The 23,963-nt window shown below is 71.7% G+C and carries 22 protein-coding genes; 7 read left to right on the top strand and 15 right to left on the bottom strand.

What is annotated here, in order from left to right:
* Positions 1-337: 337 nt before the first annotated feature.
* Positions 338-1,759 carry a lipase maturation factor family protein gene (locus AB0B29_RS13690; RefSeq protein ID WP_362238221.1) on the top strand — a complete coding sequence of 474 codons (1,422 nt, stop codon included), beginning with the start codon at positions 338-340 and terminating at the stop codon, positions 1,757-1,759.
* A 71-nt stretch (positions 1,760-1,830) separates the two neighbouring features.
* Here the strand turns inward: AB0B29_RS13690 and AB0B29_RS13685 are convergent, their stop codons facing one another.
* A complete protein-coding gene (locus AB0B29_RS13685; protein ID WP_362238218.1) occupies positions 1,831-2,304 on the bottom strand; it encodes a carboxymuconolactone decarboxylase family protein in 474 nt (157 codons plus the stop codon).
* A 155-nt stretch (positions 2,305-2,459) separates the two neighbouring features.
* Here AB0B29_RS13685 and AB0B29_RS13680 point away from each other — a divergent pair, with 155 nt between their 5' ends.
* From AB0B29_RS13680 to AB0B29_RS13670, 3 genes are all read left to right on the top strand, one after another.
* Positions 2,460-3,485 (top strand): alpha/beta hydrolase family protein, encoded by a 1,026-nt coding sequence (locus AB0B29_RS13680; protein ID WP_362238215.1) that lies wholly within the window; start codon positions 2,460-2,462, stop codon positions 3,483-3,485.
* A 129-nt stretch (positions 3,486-3,614) separates the two neighbouring features.
* Complete coding sequence (locus AB0B29_RS13675; RefSeq protein WP_362238212.1) at positions 3,615-4,958, top strand: amidase; 1,344 nt, start codon at positions 3,615-3,617, stop codon at positions 4,956-4,958.
* 204 nt (positions 4,959-5,162) lie between these two features.
* Positions 5,163-5,582 (top strand): VOC family protein, encoded by a 420-nt coding sequence (locus AB0B29_RS13670; RefSeq protein WP_362238210.1) that lies wholly within the window; start codon positions 5,163-5,165, stop codon positions 5,580-5,582.
* A 21-nt stretch (positions 5,583-5,603) separates the two neighbouring features.
* On the opposite strand, the gene AB0B29_RS13665 is transcribed toward AB0B29_RS13670, so the two are convergent.
* Both AB0B29_RS13665 and AB0B29_RS13660 read right to left on the bottom strand, forming a co-directional pair.
* Positions 5,604-6,086: a GNAT family N-acetyltransferase gene (locus AB0B29_RS13665; RefSeq protein ID WP_362238207.1), complete on the bottom strand. Its 483-nt coding sequence runs from the start codon at positions 6,084-6,086 to the stop codon at positions 5,604-5,606.
* Positions 6,087-6,142: 56 nt separating this feature from the next.
* Complete coding sequence (locus tag AB0B29_RS13660; RefSeq protein ID WP_167526749.1) at positions 6,143-6,316, bottom strand: hypothetical protein; 174 nt, start codon at positions 6,314-6,316, stop codon at positions 6,143-6,145.
* Positions 6,317-6,773: 457 nt separating this feature from the next.
* Here AB0B29_RS13660 and AB0B29_RS13655 point away from each other — a divergent pair, with 457 nt between their 5' ends.
* Positions 6,774-7,223: a hypothetical protein gene (locus AB0B29_RS13655; protein WP_362238204.1), complete on the top strand. Its 450-nt coding sequence runs from the start codon at positions 6,774-6,776 to the stop codon at positions 7,221-7,223.
* Positions 7,224-7,290: 67 nt separating this feature from the next.
* Here the strand turns inward: AB0B29_RS13655 and AB0B29_RS13650 are convergent, their stop codons facing one another.
* From AB0B29_RS13650 to AB0B29_RS13630, 5 genes are all read right to left on the bottom strand, one after another.
* Positions 7,291-8,793 carry an SDR family NAD(P)-dependent oxidoreductase gene (locus tag AB0B29_RS13650; RefSeq protein WP_362238202.1) on the bottom strand — a complete coding sequence of 501 codons (1,503 nt, stop codon included), beginning with the start codon at positions 8,791-8,793 and terminating at the stop codon, positions 7,291-7,293.
* A gap of 104 nt (positions 8,794-8,897) precedes the next feature.
* The gene (locus AB0B29_RS13645) at positions 8,898-10,241 is read right to left on the bottom strand and encodes a wax ester/triacylglycerol synthase family O-acyltransferase (RefSeq protein ID WP_362238200.1); all 1,344 of its coding nucleotides are present in this window, start codon (positions 10,239-10,241) and stop codon (positions 8,898-8,900) included.
* A gap of 327 nt (positions 10,242-10,568) precedes the next feature.
* Complete coding sequence (glgC, locus tag AB0B29_RS13640; RefSeq protein ID WP_362238197.1) at positions 10,569-11,789, bottom strand: glucose-1-phosphate adenylyltransferase; 1,221 nt, start codon at positions 11,787-11,789, stop codon at positions 10,569-10,571.
* A 51-nt stretch (positions 11,790-11,840) separates the two neighbouring features.
* The gene (gene glgA, locus AB0B29_RS13635) at positions 11,841-12,992 is read right to left on the bottom strand and encodes a glycogen synthase (RefSeq protein WP_362238194.1); all 1,152 of its coding nucleotides are present in this window, start codon (positions 12,990-12,992) and stop codon (positions 11,841-11,843) included.
* Between the two features lie 39 nt (positions 12,993-13,031).
* Positions 13,032-13,769 (bottom strand): (2Fe-2S)-binding protein, encoded by a 738-nt coding sequence (locus AB0B29_RS13630; protein ID WP_362238710.1) that lies wholly within the window; start codon positions 13,767-13,769, stop codon positions 13,032-13,034.
* 227 nt (positions 13,770-13,996) lie between these two features.
* On the opposite strand from AB0B29_RS13630, the gene AB0B29_RS13625 reads away from it, so the two are divergent.
* The gene (locus AB0B29_RS13625) at positions 13,997-15,277 is read left to right on the top strand and encodes a DMT family transporter (protein ID WP_362238192.1); all 1,281 of its coding nucleotides are present in this window, start codon (positions 13,997-13,999) and stop codon (positions 15,275-15,277) included.
* Here the strand turns inward: AB0B29_RS13625 and AB0B29_RS13620 are convergent.
* On the bottom strand, positions 15,267-16,490 hold the full coding sequence (locus AB0B29_RS13620) for a transglycosylase family protein (protein ID WP_362238189.1): 1,224 nt from the start codon (positions 16,488-16,490) through the stop codon (positions 15,267-15,269). The genes AB0B29_RS13625 and AB0B29_RS13620 overlap by 11 nt on opposite strands.
* A gap of 351 nt (positions 16,491-16,841) precedes the next feature.
* On the opposite strand from AB0B29_RS13620, the gene gndA reads away from it, so the two are divergent.
* A complete protein-coding gene (gene gndA, locus AB0B29_RS13615; protein WP_350711485.1) occupies positions 16,842-18,281 on the top strand; it encodes an NADP-dependent phosphogluconate dehydrogenase in 1,440 nt (479 codons plus the stop codon).
* Positions 18,282-18,783: 502 nt separating this feature from the next.
* On the opposite strand, the gene AB0B29_RS13610 is transcribed toward gndA, so the two are convergent.
* From AB0B29_RS13610 to AB0B29_RS13580, 6 genes are all read right to left on the bottom strand, one after another.
* The gene (locus AB0B29_RS13610; protein WP_362238185.1) at positions 18,784-19,128 is read right to left on the bottom strand and encodes a GNAT family N-acetyltransferase; all 345 of its coding nucleotides are present in this window, start codon (positions 19,126-19,128) and stop codon (positions 18,784-18,786) included.
* Positions 19,129-19,161: 33 nt separating this feature from the next.
* On the bottom strand, positions 19,162-19,581 hold the full coding sequence (gene panD / locus AB0B29_RS13605) for an aspartate 1-decarboxylase (protein ID WP_362238182.1): 420 nt from the start codon (positions 19,579-19,581) through the stop codon (positions 19,162-19,164).
* A gap of 267 nt (positions 19,582-19,848) precedes the next feature.
* The gene (locus AB0B29_RS13595) at positions 19,849-20,523 is read right to left on the bottom strand and encodes a 4-carboxy-4-hydroxy-2-oxoadipate aldolase/oxaloacetate decarboxylase (RefSeq protein WP_362238179.1); all 675 of its coding nucleotides are present in this window, start codon (positions 20,521-20,523) and stop codon (positions 19,849-19,851) included.
* A gap of 25 nt (positions 20,524-20,548) precedes the next feature.
* Complete coding sequence (locus tag AB0B29_RS13590; protein WP_362238176.1) at positions 20,549-21,763, bottom strand: aspartate transaminase; 1,215 nt, start codon at positions 21,761-21,763, stop codon at positions 20,549-20,551.
* A gap of 3 nt (positions 21,764-21,766) precedes the next feature.
* Positions 21,767-22,510: an SDR family oxidoreductase gene (locus AB0B29_RS13585; RefSeq protein ID WP_362238174.1), complete on the bottom strand. Its 744-nt coding sequence runs from the start codon at positions 22,508-22,510 to the stop codon at positions 21,767-21,769.
* 48 nt (positions 22,511-22,558) lie between these two features.
* Complete coding sequence (locus AB0B29_RS13580; protein ID WP_362238171.1) at positions 22,559-23,875, bottom strand: MFS transporter; 1,317 nt, start codon at positions 23,873-23,875, stop codon at positions 22,559-22,561.
* Positions 23,876-23,963: the final 88 nt, after the last annotated feature.

Below are 23,963 nucleotides of genomic sequence, written 5' to 3'. Positions count from 1 at the left end.
TTCTTCGACTGGATGTGCCGAGTCTACGAGCCGCCGCGCCGAATCGGCCCTCGGTTACCGAAGACGCCCGAGGGGCCACCGGGGATGCGGTCGGCTGCCCCGTCGCCGGAATCCGGCCCCGTCGGGCGGATCGGGGCCGTCCGGTACGAGCTGTACGCGCGCGACCCGGGCCGTGCGAAGGAACCGGCGGCCGAGTTCTCCGGAGCGGCGGGGTCTTCGGGCCCGGCACTATCGTTGGCTTCGGTCACTTCGGTCACGCAACCGCAGCCACGGGGCACCCAGCGTGACGACCGGACGACCGGGGCCCGGCGCCGCACGGGAAGGAGGCCCCACGGCCGTGGAATGGTTCGCCGCATCCCAGTACTGGCTGACCCGGCTGGTCTTTCAGCGGGCACTGGCGGCCATGTACCTGGTGGCGTTCCTGACGGCGGCGCTCCAGTTCCGCGCGCTGATCGGCCGGCGCGGCATGCTGCCGGTGCCGCGGTTCGTCGAGCGAGTGCCGTTCAAACGGGCGCCGAGCCTGTTCCAGTGGCACTACTCGGACCGCTTCTTCGCGCTCTGCGCCTGGGCGGGGTGCGCGGTGTCGGCGGCGCTGCTGGCCGGCCTGGACTCGCTGCTGCCGCTGTGGGCCGGCATGCTGCTGTGGCTGGTGCCGTGGGGGCTGTACCTGTCGATCGTCAACGTCGGGCAGACCTGGTACGCGTTCGGCTGGGAGTCGCTGCTGCTGGAGGTCGGCTTCCTCGCGGTGCTCCTCGGCAACGACGAGGTGGCGCCGCCGGTCGTCGTGCTGTTCCTGCTGCGGTGGGTCCTGTTCCGGGTGGAGTTCGGCGCGGGGCTGATCAAGATGCGCGGCGACGCCTGCTGGCGCGAGCTCACCTGCCTGGACCACCACCACGAGACCCAGCCGATGCCGGGCCCGCTGAGCTGGTTCTTCCACCGTCTGCCCAAGCCCTTGCACCGCGTCGAGGTGGCGGCGAACCATGTCACCCAGCTCGTGGTGCCCTTCCTGCTGTTCACCCCGCAGCCCGTCGCGACGGCCGCCGCGTCGCTGATGATCGTCACCCAGCTGTGGCTGGTGCTGTCGGGCAACTTCTCCTGGCTGAACTGGATCACGATCGTGCTGGCGCTGTCGGCGGTGCGGTTCCCGGCCGATCCGCCGGAGGTGCCCGGCGCCCCGCTGTGGTACGTCGTCGTGGTGCTCGCGGTGTCGGCACTGCTGCTCGGCCTCGGCTACCGGCCGGTGCGCAACATGCTCTCCCGCCGCCAGGTCATGAACCGTTCCTTCGACCCGCTCCATCTGGTCAACACCTACGGGGCGTTCGGCAGCGTGAGCCGGGTGCGGTACGAGGTGGTGGTGGAGGGCACCGCGGACGACGTGCCGCACCCGGACTCGGGCTGGCGGGAGTACGAGTTCAAGGGCAAGCCGGGCGATCCGCGGCGCTGGCCGCGCCAGTTCGCGCCCTACCATCTGCGGCTCGACTGGCTGATGTGGTTCGCGGCCCTCTCCCCCGCCTACGCGGACTCCTGGTTCGGGACGCTGGTGGAACGACTGCTGGAGAACGACCGCGCCACCCTGAAGCTGCTGCGCCGCTCCCCGTTCCCGCCGGACGAACCCCCTCGGTACGTGCGCGCCCGCCTGTTCCGCTACCGCTACACGACCTGGCGCGAGCTGCGGGAGACGGGCGCGTGCTGGGAGCGGACGTACGTACGGGAGTACCTGCCGCCGACGCGGCTCGCGGGGCCGGGGCAGCGTCCGTAGCCGCTGCCCCTCCCGGCCCGGCGCGGGGCGGAAACCGTAGCCACGGCCCCTACCGGCCCGGTGCTCCGCGGTTACGCGAACCGGCCGGGCTCGTAGTCACCCGCCGGCTGCTCGAGCATGACGTTCAGCCGGTTGGCGGTGTTCATGAAGGCGATCAGGGTCACCAGCGCCATGAGCTGTTCCTCGTCGTAGTGCTCGGCGGCCCGCCGCCACACGGCGTCCGGCACACCGCCGGCTCCGTCCGCGATCCTGGTGCCCTGCTCGGCCAGCTCCAGCGCGGCTCGCTCGGCCTCGGTGAAGACCGTGGCCTCCCGCCACACAGCCACGAGATGGAGACGTACGGAGCTCTCGCCCGCGGCGGCGGCCTCCTTGGTGTGCATGTCGACGCAGACCGCGCATCCGTTGATCTGGCTCGTGCGGAGCGAGACCAGCTCCCGGGTCGCGGCAGGCAGCGGCGACTCCACCACCAGCCGCCCCAGGGAGTGGAACTGCTTGACGACCTTGCTCGCGCTCGGGATGGCGAAGACGTCCAGTCGTGCGCTCATGGTGAGCTCCTCTGCCGTTGTCGGTGCGTACACCCCTATGAGGCAGCGGCACCCTCCCTCTGTGACACGGGCGCATGTGACCTGCGCCATAATCCGCTGGGCCCGGGGAGGGCCGGCCCTGTCCTGCGGCGCCGACGGGGGCCACACTGGACCGTATGCGGCCCCGGGGCACCGCCTGCGCGGCCGCCGGACTGCTGCTGGCCGTCGCGCTGGGCTGCACCGGCGGCGCGGGCGACGGCGCACCCGTGGCCTCCACGGCGCCGACCCGGGCCGCCGGGGACAGCCCCCGCACCGGCCCCTCCCCCACCCCGGCCGATCCCGTCTCCCTCCAGGCCTTGATGCAGCGCGAGCACACCGGCTCCGGCCTGCGTCTGGGCGCGGTGCTCGACCGTAGCTCCGCCTACACCCGCTACGCCGTCACGTACGAGGCGAACGGTCTGACGATCTCGGGGATCATGAACATTCCCGAAGGTGAGGGCCCCTTCCCGGCGCTGGTGCTCGCGCACGGCCACATCGACCCGGACGCGTACGTCAGCGGCCAGGGCATGCCACGCGAGCAGGACCGCCTGGCCCGCGGCGGCTACGTCGTCCTGCACACCGACTACCGCAATCACGCCGGCTCCGACAAGGACCCCGACAACGACGTGAACCTGCGCCTCGGCTACACCGAGGACGTCATCGGAGCCGCCCTGGCCCTGCGCGACTCCGGGCGCCCGGAGATCGACGGCGACCGCATCGGGCTGTTCGGGCGGTCCATGGGCGGCGGTGTCGTGTACAACACGCTGGTCGTGGCGCCGGGGCTGTTCGACGCGGCGGTGGCGTACGCCCCGGTCAGCGCGCGACCGGAGCAGAACATCGACCACTTCCAGCGGCCCGACGGCGATCCCCTCGTCGCCGAGATCGAGGAGGAGCACGGCACGCCCGAGGAGAACCCCGGGTTCTGGCGGGGCGTCTCCCCGCTCACCCACGCCGACCGCGTGACAGAGCCCCTGCTGATCCAGCACGGCACCGCGGACGACACCTGCCCGCTGACCTGGTCGCGCGAGGCCGCCGCCACGTTCCACAAGGCGGGCAAGGACGTCGAACTGCGCACGGTCCCCGGCGAGGGGCACACGTTCGGGCCGAAGTGGGCCGCCTCGATGGACGTCACCGAGGCCTTCTTCGCACGTCACCTGCGCTGAGCCGGTGGCCCCACGGCATCGGTTCGGCCCCCGCACGGTCGGCGGCCTCGACGCGCGGTCCTCGACGGGTGCACAGTTCTCCCTACGTACTCGTCAGTAAGTCCGCCCTCTGCCCTCCGAGGAGCCGTTGTGACCACGTGGGCCGGCCGCACCGCCGCCGAGATAGCCGCCGCCGTACGCGACAAGCGGGTCACGCCCCGCGAGGTCGTCGCCGAGCACCTCGCCCGGATCGAGCGGCTCGACGGCCGGGTCGGCGCCTTCCGCGCGGTGCGCGCCGAGGCGGCCCTGGCCGAGGCCGACGAGGTGGCGGCGCGCGGCGACTTCGCCGAACTGCCCCTGGCCGGGGTGCCGGTGGCCGTCAAGGACAACCTCGCCGTGCGTGGTGAGTCGAGGCGGATCGGCTCGGCCGCGACGCCGGACACGCCGAGCGCGCGGGACCATGTGACGGTGGCCCGGCTGCGGGCGGCGGGCGCGGTGGTCGTGGGGGTGACGAACGTCCCCGAACTGTGTGTCTTCGGCACGACGGACGGCGTGCTGGGCATCGCCCGCAACCCCTGGGACCCCAGCCGTTCGGCCGGCGGTTCGTCGGGCGGCAGCGCGGCGGCCGTGTCCGCCGGGATGGTGCCGATCGCCCTCGGCAACGACGGGATGGGCTCCCTGCGCATACCGGCCGCCAACTGCGGCCTCGTCACCATCAAGCCGGGGCAGGGGGTGGTGCCGACCGGCGAAGGGGACAGCACCTGGTTCGGCATGGCGGAGAACGGGCCACTCGCCACGACCGTCGAGGACGCGCGTCTGATGTTCTCGGTCCTCGCCGGTGTCGAGCCCGGCCCGGTGCCTGCGCCCGGCGCCCTCAGGATCGCCGTGTCGCTGCGCAGCCCGCTGGCCGGCGTCACCATCAGCCGTCCGTACGCTGCGGCCGCCCGGGACGCGGCGGGGCTGCTGATGAGGGCGGGCCATCAGGTCCGGCGCGCCGACCCGCCCTACCCGATGTCACTCGCCACGACCTCCCTGGCCCACTGGACGGCGGGCACCGCCGCGGACGCCCGGCCGCTCGACCCCCGGCTGCTGACGCGACGCACCCGCGTGCACGCCCGGCTCGGCCGGCCCTTCCTGAACACCGTGAGCTCCGGAGCGGGCCGCGAGCGGCTGCGCCGGCGGCTGGAGCCGTTCTTCGCCGAGCACGACGTGCTGCTGACGCCCGCGCTCGCCCGCCGCTCCCCGAAAGCCGGGCCCTGGCACGAGCGGGGCTGGCTGAGCAACGTGCTGGCGAACACGAACTACTCGCCCCTGACGCCCGCGTGGAACCTCACCGGCTGGCCCGCCATGTCCGTCCCCTGCGGCTCGCTTCCGTCGGGCGCCCCGTGCGCCGTGCAGCTCGTGGGCCGCCCCGGGACCGAGCACCGACTCCTGGCGCTCGCCGCCCAGTTGGAGGAGCGAAACCCTTGGCGGCGTACGGCGCCGATGGGCTAGGGTCGGCCGGGTGACTGCCGGGTCGGCCGTAGGCCATGCACGAGTGAGGCGCCCGGCCTCGGAGTGAGCGCGGCGGGGGCGACCCCGCCCGGGCCCGCCCGAGAGCCGGACAGGGCACGCGCCCCGCCTCTCGTCTTCGTGTCCTCGTCCCCGCGCCCCTGGGCGCTTCCTCACGGATCCCGAGACTCGGAGAAGAACCCGCGCATGTCCCACACCCCGCACGCCACCGAACCGCCGAGGGCCGTCGCCCGCCTCGATCACACCGTCGTCTACGCCTCCCACCGCCAACTGTCCGCGGACTTCCTGGCGGCCGTCCTGGGTCTGGAGGTCGGCGCCCCCTTCGGCCCGTTCCTGCCCGTCGACCTGGGCAACGGCGTGACCCTCGACTACTACGAGAAGACCGACGAGCCGATCCAGTCACAGCACTACGCGTTCCTCGTGCCCGAGGAGCGGTTCGACGGCATGATCGACCGCCTGGAGGCGCTCGGCGTCACCTACTACGCCGACCCGGGCCACACCCGGCCCGGCCGGGTGAACGACCTCTTCGGCGGTCGCGGCGCCTACTTCGACGACCCGGACGGCCACAACATGGAGATCATGACCCGGCCGTACGTCCGGCCCTGAGAGCGGCGGGCTCCCGGTCGCCTACAACGCCCGGTGCATGATGTGCAGTCCCACCCGGCCGTGCCGGGGGTGGTCGAACGCGTCGGGCACCGTGCCGAGGATCGTGAAGCCGAGGGAGGTCCACAGTGACACGGCCGGGTTGGTCTCGACGACGGCGTTGAACACCATGCCCCGGTAGCCGGCGGCCCGGGCTTCGGTCAGGAGGTGTTCGGCGAGAGCCCGTCCGTAGCCCCGGCCGCCCCGGCCGGGGTCGACCATGAAGCCGGCGTTGGCGATCCGGGCGGCGGGGCCACCGTAGTTGGGGGTGAGGTAGGCGGAGGCGACGAGGTCGCCGCTGTCGTCCTCGACGACGTAGACGCGTTTCGCCGGGTTCATCCACAGGACCCGGGCCTCCTCCTCGGAGGTGCCCGGGTCCCATGCGTAGGTCTCGCCCGCGGCGACGATGCGGTGCCAGAACGGCCAGATGCGAGGCCAGTCGTCAGCCGTTGCTTCCCTGATCAGCATGGTCGTGAGTCTGGCACGGCCATGCGCTCGGAGGTCGCGGAGGGGTGCGCCCGATGTCAGTCGACGCTGGGCAGGATGTGGGGCTCTGCGAGGTCGTCCTCGTAGCCCGCGAGGCGGATCGGGGCCGAACGGGCCCACACGTCGAGGCTGCCGAGCTCGTCGGCCCGTCGGCCGGCGCGCTCGCCGCGTTCCTTGGGGCGCTGATCGCGATTCGTCTTCTCCGGTGTCACCGCGCACTCCTTATGTGTCGGTCACCCTCGGGACGTACGCGCCGGTCCAGCTGCGCCTGACGCCCGCTCGGGCCTCTATGCCAATTGCAGTTCGGACGCGGTGGCGCCGGTCGACTCACGGGAGAGCAGGCCGTGGTGAACCGGCTGGTCCCATGACGGACCGTGGGTGTGGGTAGGACCCCTTACTGCTGTCCGTCCGCATCAGACTAACCAAATGAGCAGGGCCCCGCTCGATGGGGCTGAAAACAACCGGTAACGATCGCGCGTCATCCCGTGTTCAACTCCGGTTTACGTACCGATTTGTAGGTATATAGGCGTTTCGTCAATCACTCGAACGGCGTACGTCGACGACGGCGCTTTTCGGACGGTGCGCAGTTCAGGTGTCGTTGGCCGAGTCGAAAGCTCGCCATGCTCTGCTGCCGTACGGCAACTGCCGTCCCGCGGGGAGGACTGACGCATGGAGCTGCGCAGCGTCGAGGAGCTGATGGACCTGCTGTACGCCTGCCGGGGCACCTGGGGCGCCCCGGGCCACGCCCGCCCGTCGGGCGACCTGCACGACCACGCGCTGCGGACGGCGGCGCTGCTGCGCCGCGGGCGCCCGGCCGACAAGGAGCTCCAGGTCGCGGGTCTCGTGCAGCCCCTCGGCGGGCTGCTGTGGCCCGGCGACCCGGCCGGGCGCGCGGATCACACGGCCGACGCGGTGCGCGCCCTGCTGGGTGAGCGGGTGGCCCGTCTCGTGCGTCACCGCCCCCGTCGGGACCTCCCGGCCGACGACGACCTCCTCGCCCTCCGCCAGGCATCCGAAGAGGGCCGCTCGGCGGGCTTCGACGCCGGGGTGCTGGAGGACTGGCGCACGGTTGTGGAACTGCTGGCGGCCCGCAAGTCCCGCCTCGAAGCGGTGGACTGACGGGCCGTCACCGTCCGTGCGGCCCTGAGGGCGCGCCCGGCTCAAGGGTGCGGGGAGCCGGCCCCGCCTACCACTTGCCCGGCGCGTAGTCCTTCAGGAAGACCCCGTACAGGTCCTCCCCCGCCTCGCCCCGCACGATCGGGTCGTAGACCCGCGCCGCACCGTCGACCAGGTCGAGCGGCGCGTGGAACCCGGCCTCGGCGAGCCGCAGCTTGTCGTAGTGCGGCCGCTCGTCCGTGATCCAGCCCGTGTCGACCGAGGTCATCAGGATGCCGTCGGTCTGGAACATCTCCTGCGCGCTGGTCCGGGTCACCATGTTCATCGCGGCCTTCGCCGCGTTGGTGTTCGGGTGCCCGGCGCCCTTGTAGCCGCGCCCGAAGACACCCTCCATCGCGGACACGTTGACCACGTACGCGCGTCCGCTCTCCGCCTTCTTCGCGGCCTCCGCCATGGCCGGCCGCAGCGCGCTGATCAGGATGAACGGCGCCGTGTAGTTGCACAGCTGGGTCTCCAGCAGCTCGACGGGCGAGATCTGCTCGATCGTCTGCACCCAGGTGTTGGAGTCGACCACGTCGGGCACGAGGCCGCCCGCGTCGATCGCCGTGCCGTCCAGGTGCCGTTCGACGCTGGCGTTGCCCGCGACCAGGGCGAGGTCGGCGACCTTCTGGGCGTCGAGGCCGCTGGCCCCCAGGGGCAGTGCGGCGATGCCGTCGACGGCGCCGGAGTTGAAGGCGCCGATGACGTGGTGGGCGGGCAGCTCACCGGCGGGCAGCGGGGCGCTCTCGCCCTCGACCAGCGCGGCGTAGGCGGAGGGCAGGCGGCGCACGGTCTGCGTCGCGTTGTTGACGAGGATGTCGAGCGGGCCCGCCTCGGCGACCTGCTCCGCGAGGGCCACGGCCTGGGCCGGGTCGCGCAGGTCGATCCCGACGACCTCCAGGCGGTGCAGCCAGTCCGCGGAGTCGTCCATGGCCTTGAAGCGGCGGATGGCGTCCTTGGGGAAGCGCGTGGTGATCGTGGTGTGCGCGCCGTCGCGCAGCAGTCGCAGCGCGATGTACATGCCGATCTTGGCCCGTCCGCCGGTGAGCAGGGCCCGCTTGCCGGTGAGGTCGGCGCGGACGTCGCGCTTCTCGCGGTTCACGCGGGCGCAGTCCGGACAGAGCTGGTGGTAGAAGTAGTCGACTTCCACGTACCGGGTCTTGCAGGTGTAGCAGGAGCGGGGGCGCTGGAGTATGCCCGCGATCCTGCCCTCCTCGGTGGCCGACGACGGCAGCAGGCCCTCGGTCTCGTCGTCGATGCGCTGGGCGGAGCCGGTCGCCGTGGCCTCCGTGACCGCCTTGTCGTGGGCGGTCTTGGCGGCCCGGCGCTCCTGGCGGCGGCGCTGCTTGACCGTGCGGTAGACCCCGGCGGTGGCCCGGCGCACCGCGATGGCGTCCGGGTGGTCGACCTCCAGCTTGTCGAGTTCCTCGAGCACGCTGAGGCAGACGGCCAGGCGCTCCGGGTCGATGCCGGGTCCGTACGAGGGCCCGCCGGCCTCGTCCATGGCCTGCGGGCCGTCCTGTGTCACCGTCATCGCCGCTGTCGTTCCCTGCTCTGCCCTCGCGGCGCGCCGGTCGCGCCCGCTTTCGAAGGGCGGATTTTACTTCAGTGCCGGGCCACACCGCCAAACTCGCCCGATCACGACCGGCAGACCTTGATCAGCGCCGCCACCTCCTTGGACACGGCCGTGGCGAACAGGTCGAGGTCAGGGACCGCCTCCGCGTCGGCGACGAGGCCGTAGTGGACGCTTCCGCGGTACGTGGAGACCGCGACCGCCAGGGAGTGCCCGGGGGCCAGCGGGGCGAAGGGGAAGACGGCGGTGAGGGGGTGGCCGCCGAGCTTCAGGCCCAGGCTGGGCAGGGGCACGCTGGTGACCAGGACGTCGAACCAGAGCCGGGCCGCCTGGCCGACCAGGGGCCCGCCCAGCCGGTGGGCCAGGGCGGGGACGTGGTCGGCGAGCAGGGCGACGGCGCCCGCGCCCCGGTTGGGGCCGGTCTCCTTGTTGCGATCCATGGCGTCCCGGACCGAGGCCAGGCGGGCCAGCGGGTCCGGATCGTCGACCGGAAGCCGTATCAAGTACCCGGACAGCCGGTTGCCCTGCGGGTACGCGGTACGAGGGCGGCGCTTGGAGACGGGGATCAGCGCGCGGGGCGCCACGCCCTCGCTGCCGTCGCCGCGCTCGTCGAGCCAGCGGCGCAGGGCGCCCGCGACGACCGCGATGAGGACGTCGTTGACGGTGCCGCCCGCGGTCTTGCGGACCCGGTGGACGTCGTCCAGGTCGAGCACCACGCCGGCGGTGCGGCGGGTGCCGCTCGACTCACAGGTGAGCGCGGGGGTCGAGCGCACATCGAGGGAGGAACGGGCGACGGCGGCGCCGATGTCCAGGGCGCGGCTCACGTCGGACAGGGCCCCGCGCATCATCGCGGGCAGATCGCGCACGTCCGGCACGAGAGCGCGCGGGGCCGGGGCGGGGCGGGGCCGGGGCGGGGGCATGTCCATGGGGTCCATGACGCCCGCGGCGAGGGTCAGCGCCCGCAGCCCGTCGGCCAGGGCGTGGTGGAACTTGAACAGCACCGCGAAGCAGACGCCGTCCTCGCCCGGCAGCACATGGGCCTCCCAGGGCGGCCGGTCGCGCTCCAGGGGGCGCCCCATGAGCCCGCCCGCCACCGCGTGGAAGTCGGCGGTGGGGGCGTGCAGCCGTACGTGGTTCAGGGGGTCGAAGTCCGGGTCCGCCTCGCGGGCCGCGCCACCGAAGGCGAGCGGCCGGCGCAGGGCGGAGGGCAGTGGCTGCCACACGTCGCGGATGCGCATCCGCAGTCCGGGGACACCGGCGGCCCGGGCCGCGAGCAGGTCCGCCGCGTGGGCGCCCGCGGCGGGCGAGTGGGCCGAGAAGATCCCGAGCGCGCCGAGGTGCATCGGGTGCTCGGCGGACTCGAGGTTCCAGAACGCCAGGTCGAGAGGAGCGAGCAGATCAGCAGTCAAGGCCTTGCCTCGCGTCGACGACGGGTGGGCCAGCAGTCAAGCGCCCCCAGCCGATTACGGTCAAGTACGATCAAACTACGTACAGTTAACAGCAGATTAAGTCCCGCCCCGGCGGAAGGGGCGGGACTTATGGTGCATGTGCCGTCAGTTCAGCACAGGTTGCGTCGCCGGGCACCCCGTGGGAGTCACCCGGGAGGCGTCACGGATCGACGCGATTCACTGAAGGGCACCGCATGACGACCGACGGGCCGACGATGCGCCCGCCGGTTCTCTTCGGTTTCGCCGCCGCCCGGTCATGTCAGGACAAAGCGGCCGGGTCACCCGATGTCAGGTGACCAACTGCCCCTTGCCGAGGGCGATGACCCCGCCCTTGGACACGGTGTACAGCTCCGCGTCCCGCTCCGGGTTGACGCCGATCGTCGCGCCCGGCGGCACCTCGACGTTCTTGTCGAGTACGGCACCGCGCACCACCGCGCCCCGGCCGATGTGCACGTTGTCGTGCAGCACCGAACCCTGCACCACGGCCCCCGGGTCGACCACCACACCCGGCGACAGCACGGACCGGGTGACCTGCCCGCGCACCAGGCAGCCGGCGCTGATGATGGACTCGCTGGCGATGCCGCCCGCGTTGAAGCGGGCCGGCGAGAGCTGGTACGAGTGCGTGTAGATGGGCCAGCTGCGGTTGTACAGATTGAAGGCGGGGCGCTCGGCGATCAGGTCCATGTGCGCGTCGTAGTAGGCGTCCAGCGTCCCGACGTCCCGCCAGTAGCCCTGGTCGCGGGTGGTCTCGCCGGGCACGTGGTTGGCGCTGAAGTCGTACAGCGCGGCCTCGCCCCGGTCGGTGAGCTGGGGCAGGATCGAGCCGCCCATGTCGTGCACGGACGACTCGTCCTCCGCGTCCCGCTTGAGCGCCTCGATGAGGGCCTTGGTGGTGAAGATGTAGTTGCCCATCGAGGCGAAGACGCAGGTCGGGTCGTCCGCGAGACCCGGCGGGTCGGTCGGCTTCTCCAGGAAGCGCTCCACCGTCTGGCCGTCCGAGCCCGGCGTGATCACCCCGAAGGACGAGGACTCGGTGCGCGGCACCCGGATGCCGGCGACCGTCACACCCGCGCCGCTCTCGATGTGCTGGGCGAGCATCTGGCGCGGGTCCATGCGGTAGACGTGGTCGGCGCCGAAGACGGCGACGTACTCGGGCTGCTCGTCGTAGACGAGGTTCAGGGACTGCAGGATCGCGTCGGCGCTGCCCAGGTACCAGCGCGGGCCGAGGCGCTGCTGGGCGGGCACGGGCGTGACGTAGTTGCCCAGCAGGTTGGACATCCGCCAGGTGGTCGTGATGTGCCGGTCGAGCGAATGCGACTTGTACTGCGTCAGGACGCAGATGCGCAGGATGTCGCCGTTGACGAGGTTGGACAGGACGAAGTCGACCAGGCGGTACGTGCCGCCGAAGGTCACCGCCGGTTTGGCACGGTCGGCGGTCAGGGGCATCAGCCGTTTGCCCTCGCCGCCCGCCAGCACGATCCCCAGGACCGAAGGACCACCACCTCGCATGGCCGCTCCCCTCACGCCGATTTCCCGATGCCTGCCCCTGAGCAGTACCCGCTAAGCCTGTTTGACGATCTCCTCGTAGAGCCGGACCGTGCGCCGCGCCACCGCGTCCCAGCCGAACTCGCCGACCGCGCGTTCCCGCCCGGCCTCGCCCATCCGCCGGGCGGCCACCGGATCGCCCAGCACGGTGTCCATGGCCCGGGCGAGACCCGCCTCGAAGTCGTCGCCGGGCGGGACGAGCAGGCCGGTGGTGCCGTCGTCCACGACCTCGGGGATGCCGCCGACCGCCGAGGCCACCACCGGTGTGCCGCAGGCCATGGCCTCCAGGTTCACGATGCCGAGCGGCTCGTACACCGACGGGCAGACGAAGAGGGCGGCGTGCGTGAGGAGCTGGATCACCTCCGGACGGGGCAGCATCTTCGGGATCCAGAACACCCCGTCCCGGACCCCGCTCAGCTCCCCGAACAGTTCGCGGAACTCCTGGTCGATCTCCGGCGTGTCCGGGGCGCCCGCACACAGGACGACCTGCGCGGCCGGGTCGATGTCGCGCACCGCGCGCAGCAGGTGGGGCACGCCCTTCTGGCGGGTGATCCGGCCGACGAACAGCACGTACGGGCGGGAGCGGTCGAGGCCGACGCGGTCCAGGGCGTCCGTGCCGTGGGCGGGCCGGTAGAGCGTGGTGTCGATGCCGTTGTGCACGACGTGGACCCGCTCGGGGTCCAGCGCCGGGTAGCAGCCGAGGATGTCCTCGCGCATGGCGCCGGACACGGCGATCACGGCGTCCGCTGCCTCGATCGCCGTGCGTTCGGCCCAGCTGGACAGCTCGTAGCCGCCGCCGAGCTGCTCGGCCTTCCAGGGGCGCAGTGGCTCCAGGGAGTGCGCGGTCATCACGTGCGGGATGCCGTAGAGCATCTTCGCGAGGTGGCCGCCGAGGTTGGCGTACCAGGTGTGGGAGTGGACCAGTTCGCGGCCCTCCAGGGCGGCTGCCATGGCGAGGTCGACGGAGAACGTGCGCAGCGCGTCGTTGGCGCCGTCGAGCGCGGACCAGGGCCGGTGCCGGCGCACACCGTCGGCGCGGCCCTCGCCCCAGCAGTGCACGTCCAGGTCGACGAGCGGACGGAGCTCACGGGCGAGGAACTCCACATGGACACCTGCACCGCCGTACACGTCCGGCGGGTACTCCCGGGTCAGCAGTCCGACGCGCACCCGCAACTCCCTGCTCTCAGCGGCCGTTCCCCTTCATGGTCACCCAGATGGGGCGCGTGGGGAAGAGCGGGGCGGTCGTGGGAAGCAACAGTCGCCACACACGCCCCCTCCGGGCACCCGGTAGTACAGGCAGCAGCTGCGGCGCCGGAAGGCGGTGCCGGTGAGGGTTCCGGCGCCGGTGAGCAGGGGGTGGGCGAGGAGTTCCGCGGTCAGGGAGCGGGCCCGGGCGGCGACATCCGTACGGCCGTGCCGCCGGGCCCAGCGGTCCAGTTCCCGGGCGGCGCCGGCCAGCGCGGAGGCGGCGTTGCCCCGCAGCAGGCCGGAAGCGAGGCCGTGCCGGGCACGCAGGGCCGCCGCCAGGGGGACGAGGTGGCCGTTCAGCACGACGTCCGCGACCGTCGGCGCGTCGTCGGGGAGGGGGGTCACATGCGTGAGCCACAGGTCGTCGGGGGCGCTGCCGCCCGCGTCCCAGTGCAGCAGCCGGGCGTCCAGGTCGGGGACGCTGCCGTACAGCGCGGCGCAACCGAGGGCGATCGACCAGAGCCGGGCGGCGAGGCCCAGATGGGTCACGGACGCGGCGACACGCGCCTCCGGGGCACGCAGGGCGGTCGCGACCTTGTCCACACGAAAAATCAGGGGATTTGCTGACAGTTCCGGTGCCGTTGTGGCATACGCCTGTGCGAGAGTGGGAAGGGACCGGGCCGGTGCTCCATCCGTGCGCAGCACGAAGAAGCCGGCGAGCGGACGGAGCGCGGCGAGGTCGGGGTCGAGGTCCACGAAGAGCAGTAGTACCAAGACCCTCAAGGGACGCGACCCGGTGGCCCCGACCGGACCCGCCCACCCTGGGGATGACGGTGCTCTCCTCGTACTCCATCGGCAGTAGGACCCAATGAGTGCTCAGGGACGACGACGGGAAGACCTGGACACGGCAGGGTGTTGGTCATGAAAGCCCACCTTTCGCCGCGCCGGGCCGAGCGCCCCCGCCTCACGCAGAGGAGCGGCCGATGAGCGCCCTCGCGTTGTCCGTCCTGCTGTCCCTCGTCTCCGCGTTCGCCTACGCGGGCGGGGCGATCGTGCAGGAGCGGGTGGCGGAGTCCTCGCCGGGCGAACCGTACGCGCCGCTGCGCCGGCCGGGCTGGTGGGCGGCGGTCGGGCTGAACGGCCTCGGTGGAGTGCTGCACGTGGTGGCTCTGGCCTACGGCCCGCTGAGTCTCGTGCAGCCGCTCGGTGCGCTGACCATCGTGGTGGCCCTGCCCATGGCGGCCCTGTTCGTCGGCCGCAAGGCCGGCGCCACGGCCTGGCGGGGCGCGATCATGGCGACGGTGGGGCTCGCCGGTCTGCTCTCCCTGGTCGCCGCGTCCGACGCGAGGTCGCTGGACACGGCACAGCGGGTGGCCGTTGCCGTGGCCACCGCCGGTGTGGTCGTCGCGCTGATGATCGCCGCCCGGGCTACGCACCGGCACCCGGCGGTGCGCAGCATGCTGCTGGCGACGGCCTCGGGGGTCGCGTTCGGCATGTCCTCGGTGTTCACCAAGACCGTCGCGGTCGACTGGACCGGCGGTGTGTCGGCGGCGGACGTGCCCTCCCTCGCCGTGATCGGCGTCCTCGCCACGGCGGGCATGCTGCTGTCGCAGGCCTCCTACCGGGGCGCGGGCCTCGCCGCCCCACTGGCCACGCTGACGGTCGTGAACCCGGTGGTGGCGGCCGCGGTGGGCATCACGATGTTCGGAGAGAACTTCCGCTACGGCACGACGGGGACGGCGCTGGCGCTGAGCTGTGGTGTGGTGGCGGCGGGTGGCCTGATCCTGCTGACGACGGAGCGGCTCACACACGGGCAGCCGGCGGATGCCGCACCCGAGCCGGTCGCCGCACCGCAGCCGGTGGTCGTACCCGGGCCGGACGCATCATCACCCGCTGGGACTGCACCCCGGCCGGTGGTCGTGCGGGAGCCGGTCGCTGCCGTGGCCGCCGGTGGGCGGCCGGATGTGGAGGATGTGTTCGTGCCCGGTCCCGCACGGCGGCCGGGGTCGGGGCCGGCGGCGGTGCGCGTACCCGGGCCGGACACGCCGCTCGCCGTGCTCGTGCCCGAGCCGGACGTACCGGTCGCGCTGCTCGCGCCGGGGCCGGCAGCAGCGGCGCCCGGTGCGGATACCGCGAACGAGAGCGGGGAGCCCTCGGCGGTGGCCACCGAGGACGTACGCCCGCTCTCCTACATCACCTTCTACGGCATCCCGTACGTCCCGCTCCCCACGGTCGACCGGCACCGCATACGCGTCAGATCCTGACGCCGCCGGCCCGCAGGTACGCCACCGGGTCGACGTCCGAACCGAAACCGGGCCCCGTCCGCACCTCGAAGTGCAGATGCGGGCCCGAGCTGTTGCCGGTGGAGCCGGAGCGGCCGATGCGCTGGCCGACGCTCACCGACTGCCCGTCCCGCACCGAGATCGCGGACAGGTGAGCGTACTGGCTGTACCGCCCGTCGGCGTGCCGGACCACGACCTGGTAGCCGAACGAGCCGCCCCACCCCGCGCTGACGACGCTGCCCGCCGCGACCGACTTGACCGAGGTGCCTGTGGGCACGGGGAAGTCGATGCCGGTGTGGTAGCCCTTCGACCAGGAGGAGCCCGCCTTGCGGTAGGGCGTCCCGAGCGAGGCGCCGACGGGGGCGACGAGCCCCTGCCGGGTGGCCGTGGACCGGCCGGCCCGCTCCGTGCTCTGCCCTTCGGACCGCTCCTTGGGCCTTTCTTTCGATCGCTGTTTCGATCGCTCGTCCGCGCGGTCATGGGCCGGCTTCTTCACCGGCGGCTCGGCCGACGGCGCCGGCCGCGTCTTCGTGGCGCCCTCGCCGCGCAGGGCGAGACGCTGACCGGGCACGATCAGGTCGGGGTCGGACCCTATGGCCGACCGGTTGGCGGCGTACAGGCCCCGCCAGCCGCCCCGCACGTCCTGGTCGTCCGCGATGCCGGAGAGGGTGTCGCCACGGACCACGGTGTACATTTCGGCGCTGCCCGCCCGGGACTGCGGCGTGGACTGCGGCCGTACCTCCTCGATGGAGGTCTTCGGCTTCGTTTCCCGCTGCTTCGTGCGCTCGGCGGCCGGCCGGATGCCGGGCTCGCCGCCGCCCCGGGTCAGTCCGGCCCGCACGGAACAGACCGGCCAGGCGCCCGGGCCCTGTCCGTCGAGCACCTTCTCCGCGACGGCGATCTGCTGGTCCTTGCTCGCCAGGTCCGCGCGCGCCGCGTAGGCGCGGCCGCCGTACGCCTCCCAGGTGGACTGGGTGAACTGCAGCCCGCCGTAGAAGCCGTTGCCGCTGTTGATGCTCCAGTTGTTGGTGGACTCGCAGGCGGCGACCTTGTTCCAGGTGTCCATGTCCGCCGCCTGAGCGGCGCCGGTGCCCATGAACGGCAGTGCCATGCCCGCGCCGCCCGCCGTGACGGTGAGTGAGGCGCGGTTGATCCTGTTCGGCTGATACCGGCGGTGCCGGCCCCGTACGGCCATCGAAAGCCCCCCTAGACATGCGTCAGGAGGGGCAAAAGTAAGCGCTGCGAACCGGCCAGAACAAGACGGCTTTTCGCCGCCCGGGAGTCCAAATGGCCGGTATGAGGCCCCTGTTGCGCGACGTGCGCATCGGCGGTGCACCGTGTACGGCACCCGGTGCGCGGGTGCGCCGTGCGCGGGGACGCGTGCGTCGGCTGAGCGCGACGGGGCTCTCGTCCGTATCAGCCTGCGCCACGCCGTGCGACCCGGGCGTGCGGACGAAGTAGCGGCACGTCAGGATGGTCGACGGGGGATGCCCGTGGGCGCCCTCCACCGGCAGCACCGATACCGAGGTCTTTAGGAGCGAACCGAATGAGCAGTACAGCGCAGATCGGCGTCACCGGTCTCGCGGTCATGGGCCGCAACCTCGCCCGTAACTTCGCCCGCAACGGCTACACGGTCGCGGTGCACAACCGGACGCCCGCGCGTATGCACGCGCTGGTGGAGGAGTTCGGTGGCGAGGGGGAGTTCGTCGCGTGCGAGAGCGCCAAGGATTTCGTGGCGGCACTGGAGCGGCCGCGGCGTCTGGTCGTGATGGTGAAGGCAGGTGAGCCGACCGACGCGGTGATCCAGGAGTTCGCGCCGCTGCTGGAGCCCGGCGACATGATCATCGACGGTGGCAACGCGCACTTCGCGGACACCCGGCGCCGGGAGCGGGACCTGCGCGAGCAGGGCATCCACTTCGTCGGCATGGGCGTCTCCGGCGGCGAGGAGGGCGCGCTGAACGGCCCGAGCATCATGCCGGGTGGCCCGAAGGAGTCCTACGACTCGCTGGGCCCGATGCTGGAGAAGATCTCGGCGAAGGCGGCCGACGGCTCGCCGTGCGTCTCCCATGTCGGCCCGGACGGCGCCGGGCACTTCGTGAAGATGGTGCACAACGGCATCGAGTACGCCGACATGCAGCTCATCGGTGAGGCGTACCAGCTGCTGCGGGACGTCGCCGGGTACTCCCCCGCCGAGATCGCGGAGATCTTCCGGACCTGGAACCGGGGCCGACTCGACTCGTACCTGATCGAAATCACGGCCGAGGTGCTGTCGCACGTGGACGCGGAGACGGGCAAGCCGTTCGTGGACGTGGTCGTCGACCAGGCGGAGCAGAAGGGCACCGGCCGCTGGACCGTGCAGATCGCCCTGGACCTGGGTGTGCCGGTGTCGGGCATCGCCGAGGCGGTCTTCGCGCGGTCCCTGTCGGGCCACGCGGCCCTGCGGGAGGCCTCGCGCGAGCTGGCCGGCCCGAAGGCGCAGCCGCTGAGCGAGGCGGAGGCCCGGGCGTTCGCGGACCGGGTGGAGCAGGCCCTGTACGCGTCGAAGATCGTGTCGTACACGCAGGGCTTCCACGAGATCGACGCGGCCCGCGACGAGTACGGCTGGGACATCGACCTCGGTGCGGTGTCGGCGCTGTGGCGGGGCGGCTGCATCATCCGCGCGGCGTTCCTGGACCGGATCCGCGCCGCGTACGACGCCCGGCCGGACCTGCCGAGCCTGCTGTCGGACGCGACCTTCGCACAGGAGATCGCGGACGCCCAGGACGACTGGCGCGAGGTGCTGGTCGCCGCGACCCGCCAGGGTGTGCCGACGCCCGGTTTCGCCGCGGCCCTGGCCTACTACGACGCCCTGCGCGCGGAGCGGCTGCCGGCGGCGCTGACGCAGGGGCAGCGGGACTACTTCGGTGCGCACACCTACCGCAGGGTGGACCGCGACGGCTCGTTCCACACGCTGTGGGGCGGGGACCGGTCGGAGACCTCCGCGTAGGCGCTGCCATTCAGGAAGGCGTACGGGGCGGTGGACGGCGTGGGTCGCCGTCCACCGCCCCGTTCGCGTACCGGGGTCAGGACAGTGGCGGGCCGGGCTCCGGGTTCGGTACGGGCTCCGGTCCCGGGGGGATGGGGGACGGGTCGGGGCCCGGTACGGGGTCGGGGCCCGGGGGCGCCGGAGGGGTGGGCGCGGGCGGCGGAGGGGTCGGCTCCGGGCCCGGCGGGGGCTGTGGGTCGGGCACCGGGTCGGGATGCGGGTCCGGGCGCTGGGGATCCGGGCCCGGTGTCGGCGCAGGCGGCACGGGGTCGGGAATCGGGTTCGTCATCAGGTCCTCCAGCCACTGGGTCGACTCCGGCTCTGGACTAATCCCCGCCTACCCGGCACCCGCGTCGGCAGTCACTCCCCCGCAGGACGGGCATGGACCAAGTGGGGGTAGCGGGTCCGAGAGGGCCCGGGCCGGGATCAGAGAGGGCCGGGATCAGAGAGGGCCGGGGCCGCGTCAGAAACGCCCGGGGTGGGCCCTCAGCCACTCCTTCGCCGCCACGACCAGGTCCTGATCGGCAGGTGAGGCCTCGTCGGGGTGGCGTTCGATCCACTTGGTGACGTACGGACAGAGGGAGGCGACCGCGCTGTGCTCTCGGCCGGCCAGGGCGAACAGCTCGCGTGCGAGCGACCCGGCGATGCCCTTGCCCTCGTGGGCCGGCTCGACGATGGTGTGGACGGGCACGAGCGCGCGCTCGGGGCTTTCGAGTACGAAGTACTCGATGCGGCCGACGACTTCACCGCCGGACACGGCCTCCAGCCGGCCTGCCGCCCGGTCGTCGCGGATCTCCGGGTCGCTCATGGACACGCTCCTCTTTCGCTGCGGACGCGTCCGTCAGGCCCCGACGGCCTGCGGACTGCGCTGCTGGTCCGAGCCGGGCACCGGCTCGGACGGGTCGGCGCCCAGGGCCACGATCCGGTTGTCGTGGTCCACGTGCACGACCCGGGGGACGAGTGCCCGGGCCTCGGCGTCCGTCACCTGGGCGTAACTGATGATGATCACGAGGTCGCCGGGGTGGACGAGGTGGGCCGCGGCCCCGTTGATCCCGATCACGCCGGATCCGCGCTCGCCCTCGATGACGTACGTCTCCAGGCGGGCGCCGTTGGTGATGTCCACGATGTGCACGAGCTCACCGGGCAGCAGATCGGCGGCGTCGAGCAGGTCGGCGTCGATGGTCACGGATCCCACGTAGTGCAGGTCGGCCTGGGTGACGGTGGCTCGGTGGATCTTGGACTTGAACAGAGTACGCAGCACTTTGGACTCCTGTGAGACGGCTCCCTGCCTGCTTTGTGCAGGTCAAAGGCGGTCTTCACTTTACAACCGGGGGGCGCTCGACTCGAAGATTGTGAGGAACATCGCTCCACTCCGGCGAGAAGGCTCCCCGCCTGCGTCTCCTGCGAACCAGGCTGCTGCGACGCCGTCGCCGGCATGACTCCATCACTACAAACACCACCGCCCCGACACCGCAACCGGCGGCAAACCGCCCATCACCAGGTTGACCAACGTAACTGGGCATTACAGCTAGTCCTCGATCACCAGCCCCTTCGACGCGAGAAGCGGGGCGAGGTTGCACATCTCAACGACGGTTTTGCCCCTCCGGTAGGCAGCGATGTACCCGGCCTCGGCGTCGACCCGTTCCTGCGACGCGGTGACCACCTCCGCGGCGTCCTCGCGGCGGATGACGACCACGCCGTCGGCGTCGGCCCGCATCACGTCTCCGGGGCGGACGAGCACGCCGCCGATGGTGACCGGCTCGCACATCGGTCCGACCGTCTCCTTGACCGTGCCCTTGATGGAGACACTGCGGGAGAAGACGGGGAATCCCAGGGCGCGCAGGTCCTCGGTGTCCCGGACGCCCGTGTCGGTGATCAGGCCGCCGAGCCCCTTGGCCTGGCAGGCGTTGGCGAGGACGTCCCCGAAAGAACCCGCCTCCTCGTAGGCGCCCGCGGACACGACCACGACATCGCCGGGGCGAGCGTAGGCGATGGCGGTCTGCAGCATCAGGTTGTCGCGGGGTGCGCACTGGACCGTGAAGGCGGGTCCGCACAGGGACATGCGGTGGTCGACCGGCTTGATGACCGAGTCCAGCGCGCCGAGCCGGCCCTGCGCCTCGTGGATGGTGGCCGACGAGAAGGCACGCAGCTGCTCGACCAGCGCGGCGTCCGGCCGCTCGAACTTCGTGCTGACGCGGATCATGATGACCTTTCAGGCGGAGGGACTTTCAGACGGAGGGAGCGGAGGACAGTTCGGCGCAAGCGGCCGCGATGCGCGCGCATGCCTCGGTGAGGACGTCCGCAGACGTGGCGAAGGAGATGCGGAAGTAGCCGGTCGCGCCGTAGGCGGCTCCGTGGATCACCGCTACCTGCCGGCTCTCGAGCAGGTGGCGGGCGAAGTCCTCGTCGTTCTCGATCCGGCTTCCCGACGGTGTGAACTGACCTACGGCGTCACGGCAGTTCACCAGGAGGTAGAAACCCCCGTCGGGCACGGTGCAACTGAGCATCGGAACATCGTTGATGAGCTTCACCGTGGCGTCGCGGCGTTCGCGGTACACACGCACGGTGTCCCGGACGAAGTCCTGCGGTCCGGTGAGCGCGGCGGCAGCGGCGGCCTGGCTCACGGAGGAGGGGCAGGAGGACGTCTGTGACTGCAGGGTGTTGATCGCGGTCACCAGATCCGCCGGGCCAACCCCGTACCCGAGGCGCCAGCCTGTCATCGCGTACGTCTTGGAGACGCCGTTGGTGAGGAACACCCGCTCGGCCAGCCGGGGTTCGACCGCAGCCAGGGACGGGGCGACCTCCTCTCGGTACCAGATCTCGTCGTAGATCTCGTCCGTGAGGACGCTCACCCGTGGATGGTCCAGCAACACCTGTGCCAGCGCGTGCAGTTCGGCAGCGGTGTAGGCGGATCCAGTCGGGTTGCCTGGGGTGTTGAGCACGACCCAACGCGTTCGCGCGGTGATCGCCGCCCCGAGCCGCTCCGGAGTCAGCTTGAAGCCGTCCGCCTCAGGGCAGTCGACGACGACCGGTGTGCCGTCGTTCGCGCGGACCATGTCCGGATAGGACACCCAGTACGGGGCGGGGACGATGACCTCGTCCCCTTCGTCCAGGGTGGCCATCAGGGCGAGGAAGATGACCTGCTTGGCCCCGCCGCCGACCGTGATCTGCGCGTCGGTGCACTCCAGGCCGTGGCGCTCGCGGAGTTTCCCGGCGATCGCGGCGCGCAGCCGTGGCGTGCCGTTCACGGGGGTGTACTTGGTCTCGCCCGCCTCGATGGCCTCGATCGCGGCGGCCTTGACGTGCTCGGGGGTGTCGAAGTCGGGCTCGCCGACGGTCAGGTCGTGGATGGTGAGGCCCTGGCTCTTGAGTTCGCGTACGCGCTGCGCCGCCGCCGTGCTGGGCGAGGGCTTGATACGGCGTACGCGCTCCGCGGTGTCCATGGCTCAGCCCTCTCGGCGCTCGAAGTTGAGGCCGCCGGGGACCTGGAAGGTGGGCAGGATCTCGATGTGGCCGAGGTTGACGTGCCGGGGCGCGTCGACGGCGAACTCGATGGAGTCGGCGATGTCCTCGGGCTTGAGGGACTCGTAGCCGTCGTAGAACTTCCGCTGGGCCTCCTCCATGTCGCCGAGCAGGCGGCCGAAGATCTCGGTCTCCACGCGCCCCGGGCAGATCTCGGTGACGCGGACCCGGCGGCCGTAGCCGTCGACCCGCAGCTGGCGGGAGAGGGTGTGCACGGCCGCCTTGGTGGCGTGGTAGATCGTGTTGCCGCCGAAGTTGTAGACGCCGGCGATGGAGCTGATGTTGACGATGTGGCCGAGATCGCGCTCGACCATGCCGGGCATGAGCAGGCGTACCAGGTGCAGGACGGCCTGGATGTTGACGGCGACCTGCTCGTCCACGGCGAACTCGTCGGCGGTCAGGATGTTGCCGGTGCGCGAGACGCCGGCGTTGTTGACGAGGACGTCGATCTCCAGGCCGTCCAGTGCGGCGGTGAGCGCCTCGGTGTCGGTGATGTCGACGGCGTGCGGGATGCAACCGGTGTCGCGGGCGAGGGCGTCGAGCCGCTCGGCGTTGCGCGCCACCGCGTGAACCTCGAGGCCGCGTTTGGCGAGTCGCTCGACGACCACGGCTCCGATGCCGGTCGACGCTCCGGTGACGAGGGCCGTCCTGTAGTCGGAGATGGGCATGCTGGTGTGCTCCTTGGTGTGGGGGGTGTGTGCGGATGCGTGGGTCGGTCAGGCGTCGCGCAGGGGCAGGTGGGCGCGGTCCTTCACGCGGGACACGGCGATGAGCGTGCCGAGGGCGGTGACGACGGCGTAGAAGGCCGGCATGTTGACGTTGCCCGTGCGGGCGATGAGGTAGGTCATCAGCAGCGGGGCCGTGCCGCCGAAGAGTGCGGAGGAGATGTTGTAGCCCAGGCCGTAGGCGGAGTAGCGCACGCGGGTGGGGAACAGTTCGACGAGCAGGATGTGGATGACACCGGTGTGCCCGGCGAACACGACGGCCATGAGACAGGCGCCGAGTACGGCGAGGGCGAGGTTGCCGGTGCCGATCAGCAGGTAACAGGGGACGCCGACGACGGCCATGGCGATCGCCGAGCCGGCGATGACCTTCTTGCGCCCGATGCGGTCGGAGAGACGGCCCATGTAGGGGATGGCGATACAGATCGCGACCAGGCTGGAGGCCGTCACGAGCAGGCCCTGGACCTTGCCGAAGTCGAGCTCGCTGCTCATGAAGGTGGGCATGTAGCTGAACAGGACGTAGTACCCGGAGCCGTTCATCAGGGGGATGAACAGGGCCAGCAGCATGGCGCGGCGGTGTTCGGCGGAGGCGAACGCTTCCTTCAGGGGGTTCTTGGACAGGCCGCCCTTTTCCTTCAGGCGCGTGAAGTTGGGCGTGTCGCTGATGCGCTTGCGGATGTAGATGCCGGTGATGCCGAGCGGGACGGCGAGCAGGAACGGTATGCGCCAGCCCCAGGACTCCATGCGTTCGGTGCCGAGTCCGCTGGTCATGGCGGCGGCGACCAGCGTGCCGGTGAGCAGGGAGAGGAACGACGCGATCTGCGCGTAGCTGGTGTAGAGGCCGCGCTTGCCCTCCGGGGCGTGCTCGGCAAGGAAGCTCATCGCGCCCGACGCCTCGCCGCCGACGGAGAAGCCCTGGGCGACGCGCAGCAGGATCAGCAGGGCGGGCGCCGCGATGCCGATGCTCGCGTACGTGGGCAGGATGCCGATGGCCGCGGTGGCGACGCTGATGAGCAGGATGACGAAGACCAGCAACCGCTGGCGTCCGATGCGGTCGCCGAGGTGACCGCAGATGACGGCGCCGAGGGGGCGGAAGAAGAAGGAGACGGCGTAGCCGAGGAAGACGAGCTGGATGGCGTTGTCGGAGCCGGGGAAGAAGACGGCGGCGAGCGTTCCGGCCATGAAGCCGAAGATGCCGTTGTCGTAGAGCTCGGCGAAGATGCCGACGCATCCCGCGAGGGTGACCTTCCGGGCTGTTCTGGCATCGACGGTGTTGGGGGCGGGGACTGGCTGAGCGGCCATGGTGGTCATGGCGTCTCCTGTCTTGCGGCGGGCTGGGGACGAGGGGCGATCGGCTCCGTGTGGGCGGGCGAAGGGGGCGGCTGGGCGGCGGTGGGGA

Source organism: Streptomyces tibetensis, from assembly GCF_040647715.1.
Classification (GTDB): domain Bacteria; phylum Actinomycetota; class Actinomycetes; order Streptomycetales; family Streptomycetaceae; genus Streptomyces; species Streptomyces tibetensis_A.
Note: the sequence above shows the minus strand (reverse complement) of the source record. Positions and strands in the feature narration are given on the sequence as shown.

Bases quoted from the DNA above. Each gene is read 5' to 3' on its own strand.
- AB0B29_RS13655 (WP_362238204.1), top strand. From the start codon at position 6,774: ATGGAGCTGCGCAGCGTCGAGGAGCTGATGGACCTGCTGTACGCCTGC.
- AB0B29_RS13650 (WP_362238202.1), bottom strand. From the start codon at position 8,793: ATGACGGTGACACAGGACGGCCCGCAGGCCATGGACGAGGCCGGCGGG.
- AB0B29_RS13610 (WP_362238185.1), bottom strand. From the start codon at position 19,128: ATGAGCGACCCGGAGATCCGCGACGACCGGGCGGCAGGCCGGCTGGAG.
- AB0B29_RS13590 (WP_362238176.1), bottom strand. From the start codon at position 21,763: ATGGACACCGCGGAGCGCGTACGCCGTATCAAGCCCTCGCCCAGCACG.
- AB0B29_RS13620 (WP_362238189.1), bottom strand. From the start codon at position 16,490: ATGGCCGTACGGGGCCGGCACCGCCGGTATCAGCCGAACAGGATCAAC.
- AB0B29_RS13665 (WP_362238207.1), bottom strand. From the start codon at position 6,086: ATGCTGATCAGGGAAGCAACGGCTGACGACTGGCCTCGCATCTGGCCG.
- AB0B29_RS13595 (WP_362238179.1), bottom strand. From the start codon at position 20,523: ATGATCCGCGTCAGCACGAAGTTCGAGCGGCCGGACGCCGCGCTGGTC.
- AB0B29_RS13625 (WP_362238192.1), top strand. From the start codon at position 13,997: ATGAGCGCCCTCGCGTTGTCCGTCCTGCTGTCCCTCGTCTCCGCGTTC.
- gndA (WP_350711485.1), top strand. From the start codon at position 16,842: ATGAGCAGTACAGCGCAGATCGGCGTCACCGGTCTCGCGGTCATGGGC.
- glgC (WP_362238197.1), bottom strand. From the start codon at position 11,789: ATGCGAGGTGGTGGTCCTTCGGTCCTGGGGATCGTGCTGGCGGGCGGC.
- AB0B29_RS13685 (WP_362238218.1), bottom strand. From the start codon at position 2,304: ATGAGCGCACGACTGGACGTCTTCGCCATCCCGAGCGCGAGCAAGGTC.
- AB0B29_RS13670 (WP_362238210.1), top strand. From the start codon at position 5,163: ATGTCCCACACCCCGCACGCCACCGAACCGCCGAGGGCCGTCGCCCGC.
- AB0B29_RS13585 (WP_362238174.1), bottom strand. From the start codon at position 22,510: ATGCCCATCTCCGACTACAGGACGGCCCTCGTCACCGGAGCGTCGACC.
- AB0B29_RS13680 (WP_362238215.1), top strand. From the start codon at position 2,460: ATGCGGCCCCGGGGCACCGCCTGCGCGGCCGCCGGACTGCTGCTGGCC.
- AB0B29_RS13580 (WP_362238171.1), bottom strand. From the start codon at position 23,875: ATGACCACCATGGCCGCTCAGCCAGTCCCCGCCCCCAACACCGTCGAT.